The 3,594-nt window shown below is 47.7% G+C and carries 5 protein-coding genes; 3 read left to right on the forward strand and 2 right to left on the reverse strand.

Features of this window, described 5'->3' with window-relative positions; translation table 11 throughout:
• Window positions 1-14: 14 nt before the first annotated feature.
• Both EI28_RS11950 and EI28_RS11955 read right to left on the reverse strand, forming a co-directional pair.
• Window positions 15-980, reverse strand: a complete 966-nt coding sequence (locus tag EI28_RS11950; protein ID WP_155937411.1) for a hypothetical protein — start codon at window positions 978-980, stop codon at window positions 15-17.
• 167 nt (window positions 981-1,147) lie between these two features.
• Window positions 1,148-2,275: an IS256 family transposase gene (locus EI28_RS11955; RefSeq protein ID WP_048115117.1), complete on the reverse strand. Its 1,128-nt coding sequence runs from the start codon at window positions 2,273-2,275 to the stop codon at window positions 1,148-1,150.
• Between EI28_RS11955 and EI28_RS11960 the strand changes: the two genes are divergently transcribed.
• The 3 genes from EI28_RS11960 to EI28_RS11965 all read left to right on the forward strand — a co-directional run.
• Window positions 2,274-2,819, forward strand: coding sequence for a class I SAM-dependent methyltransferase (locus tag EI28_RS11960; RefSeq protein WP_048115118.1), 546 nt, complete (start codon window positions 2,274-2,276; stop codon window positions 2,817-2,819). The genes EI28_RS11955 and EI28_RS11960 overlap by 2 nt on opposite strands.
• 1 nt (window position 2,820) lies before the next feature.
• Entirely contained in the window at window positions 2,821-3,135 is a 315-nt protein-coding gene (locus tag EI28_RS15585; RefSeq protein ID WP_082223165.1) for a glycosyltransferase, read from the forward strand.
• Window positions 3,089-3,594: glycosyltransferase (locus EI28_RS11965; RefSeq protein WP_155937413.1), on the forward strand; the 506-nt coding region annotated here is incomplete at its 3' end. The genes EI28_RS15585 and EI28_RS11965, both read left to right, overlap by 47 nt.

The following is a 3,594-nucleotide window of genomic DNA, read 5'->3' on the forward strand; positions in this document are numbered from 1 at the left end:
CTTTCCACATAGAGTTAACTCGTTCTCCAGATCTCCCACTCGCTATTCACATAAAGTTTCATAATGGTACTGTCATTGTTTAACCGGGTAAAGTCCTCCTCTGAATAATAATCCTTAAGTGATCGCCATTCTTCCAGAACTGCGAGGTAATTCTGTCTCAATCGTTCATTGGTCGCCATATAATACGTATTATCTCTAGAATCATTGATAGATTGGGTTAAATGCTGCTTTTGGTCATATCCAAAATGATGCGGTACGCTCCCTGTGATGACCAGTGGCTGCTGAACTGTAATTTTGTGCAGTTCCTGAAAGTGACGAACATATTTATTCCAATTGTAGTCATTAAAATATAGGGGTGTAGATCCATCCTGTCTCGTCAAAAACCAATCTAACCCGGAGGTCTCCATTTCTGTCATATGACTACCGGCCGACAGGGTCCAGGGGCTATGATATATGTTGAATACCGAAAGAATGCTTACCGAACACAATATGATAACGACTACCAAGGTGAAGATTTTTTTACTATTTGGCGTCCCAGTGTTTTTTAAGAGTGCGTAAAAACCTATACCGCACACAATCGTTGCCATTATAATCGCAAAACTTGTTGCCCTTATAAATTCAAACACAATAAAGTAGCCCAGGGTAAGCGCCGCGCCAAATGCTATGGATAGCAGGAAGAAGACGACATAAATCATTTCATCTGCATACCGTCTTTTAGTTAAAAATTCGTTTACCAGATAAGTGGTGATAAGGAGGGCTACCACAATATAAATGACCGCCGGGCCATATACTTTGATGAAACCCTCAATGACACGAATTAATGGTGCGCCCGATTGACTGACCATGTCCAGGTTATAAGCCATTATTGTCTCAGTATCGCGTGTTTCCCGCAGAGAAGAAATAACGCTCTTGCCCATGCTTGAGATACTCTTAAAGTGGATGTACCAGAATACAAATGTAATTCCGACAATCGCAGTCATATTCAAAATATCGAATCTGCAGGAAAATCCGAGTTGGAACCTGTTGCTGATTTGTACATATCCATAGAAAACCCCCAGGATAAGGAGCAGGATGAGCGTTATCATAGGGTGACAGGGTAACGTCTCAGATTTTCTGTAATTTGTCTGAGCCCTGTCTCCTTGCCTGATCATTCCTTCTCCATCGTCAAATACCTTCTGCCGGTGACCCACTCCTCGTTGATGTCCATCAGGATGGATCCGACCAGCCGGAGAAGGGATTCCTCGTTCGGGAACGCTCCTACAACCTTGGTTCTCCGTTTCAATTCCCTATTGACCCGCTCCACCATGTTCGTCGTTCTGAGCCGTTTCCCGTGCGGTTTTGGGAATGCCGTGTAACTCATAAGCCCGGGGAGGAATCGTTCGATGGTGTTGGCTGCTTTCCGGTACCCCCCGGCATTCAGGTCATCAGCGAGCTCCTGGAGTCTCTGCTCATTCCCATAGGCCTCCTTCAGCCCCTCTACAACCTCTTTCTGGTGTTTCCGGGGAATATTCCTCAAGACGGCCCGGGTGCAATGAACCTGACACATCTGCCAGGATGCACCGAGGAAGGCGGCTTCAGCCGCCTTCTGGATGCCGGTATGCCCATCCGAGACGACCAGTTGAACCCCAGTGAGTCCCCGTTCTTTGAGCTCCTCGAACAGTCCCGACCAGAATTCTTCATTCTCACAGTCGGTGATCCTAGTTCCCAGGATCTCCCGGTAGCCGTCTTCTCGCACCCCGGCAACCACCAGGACCGCCTTGGTGACGTACCGTACGCCATCGCGCACCTTGTAATACGAGGCATCCACGAAGAGGTACGGGATAGCCTGTTCGATCGGCCGCAAGAGGAATGCCTGCACCTGGTCGTCGAGTTCCCTGGCCAGCCGGGAGACCGAAGCCGGAGAAAGTTGGTCGATCCCCAGATGACTGACGATCTCCTGGTTCTTTCTCGTCGAAACTCCCTGGAGGTAGGATTCGACAATTGCGTTCACCAGAGCTTTCTCCACCCGGGCATAGCGCCCGAAGACCTGTGTCTCGAACGGGAGCTCCCGGAACTGCGGTTTCCGGAGGATTGTCTCCCCGTATCGGGTCTTGAGGGATCGGTCTTTGTAGCCGTTCCGATGCGCTTTCCGCGCATCGGTTCGCTCGTACTGGGCAGCTCCTGCCTGCTGGAGGGCCTCTGCGAGCATCACCTGGTTGAGGAACCCGGTGATGAGGGTCTTCATGCCATTCTCCTGATCGGAAAGATAATCTTCGATTAACGCTAAGGGATCCATGGCCCTGTTTCTCCTTTGTGCAAATCTAGGTTGGATCCAGGGCCAATTCAATTTTACAGAACTTTCGTTACGCTACCAACTCATTTTTGCGGATTGCAAAAACATTCCCTTAAAGACAGAGTCTGTTGATGTCATTGTCAGTCGTGGTTTATTTGAGTTCGTAGATAGGGAAGCCACGATTCAGGAGATTTCCCGGATATTAAAGGATAATGGAATCTGCATAATACTTGTCCCAAATAAATACAGTGCTTGCAGGTTTCCCCAAAAAATATTTTCAAAAATAATGGGGAAATATTACGGAAAAAATGAACCCTCTAAACCAGAGATGTTAATGCTACTGAGAGAGGCGGATCTTGATATAATTGAGTTCAGGATGGATGATGGACTGATAATGCTTCCAAATATTATTGATGAAGCGATCGGGTTGAAGACCTATCGAATGATCGAAAGAGTTGCAAAGTGGCGTGGTGAGAATCCTTTCAGCAATATAATGCTTCTCGTGGGGAGAAAAGTGGACAAAAAGAGATCGAAAGGAAGCGGATGACGTGAAAATTGCAATTCTAGTTGGTCTCTTCCCCCCAAAATGGCTCGCAGGGACAGAGATAGCTACATATAATCTGGCGGATCATCTGGCCCGGAAGGGGCACGAGGTTCACGTCATAACTTCGCATGACGATGGTCTGCCTGGTCTCTGTGAGGAGAATGGCTTTTATATTCATAGGATTGCATGGCCAAAGATCCGCTTCATTGGCCTGGTCGCATTCTGGGTGAGTATATGCCTAAAAATACGAAAGATCAAGCCAGATATCGTTCATGCCCAGAGCCTTGGAGGCGGAGTGCCCCCCCCTTTTCTCAAATAGATTACTGAAGATCCCTTACGTGATCTATGGAAGGGGGTCAGACGTTTATTCGCCCGATTGGCTTACAAAATTGACCGCTAAACCAATCCTAAAAAATGCCAGCGCAACCCTCGCTCTGACCGAAGACATGAAGCAGAAGATGCTGGATATATGCGATGGGGATATCTCTGTCGTACCGAATGGTGTCGATTTAGAGAGGTTTAAAACTTCATTGGGAGCCAAGAAGGAGGGTAACACGAAGACGATTGTCTTTGTAGGCAGGTTGCACCCAGTGAAGGGGGTTCAGTATCTGATTGAAGCGGTGGCTATTGTACATCAGGAGATACCAGATGTCAAACTGGTTATTGTGGGTGACGGTATAGAGAGATCAAGGTTGGATGAACTCGCGGAGAAGCTGAATCTGAACGGCTGCATACAATTTGCAGGCCAGGTACCGCAGGAAAGTATACCCCAACTCAT

The sequence above is a fragment of the Methanoculleus sp. MH98A genome, from assembly GCF_000691865.1.
Classification (GTDB): Archaea; Halobacteriota; Methanomicrobia; order Methanomicrobiales; family Methanoculleaceae; genus Methanoculleus.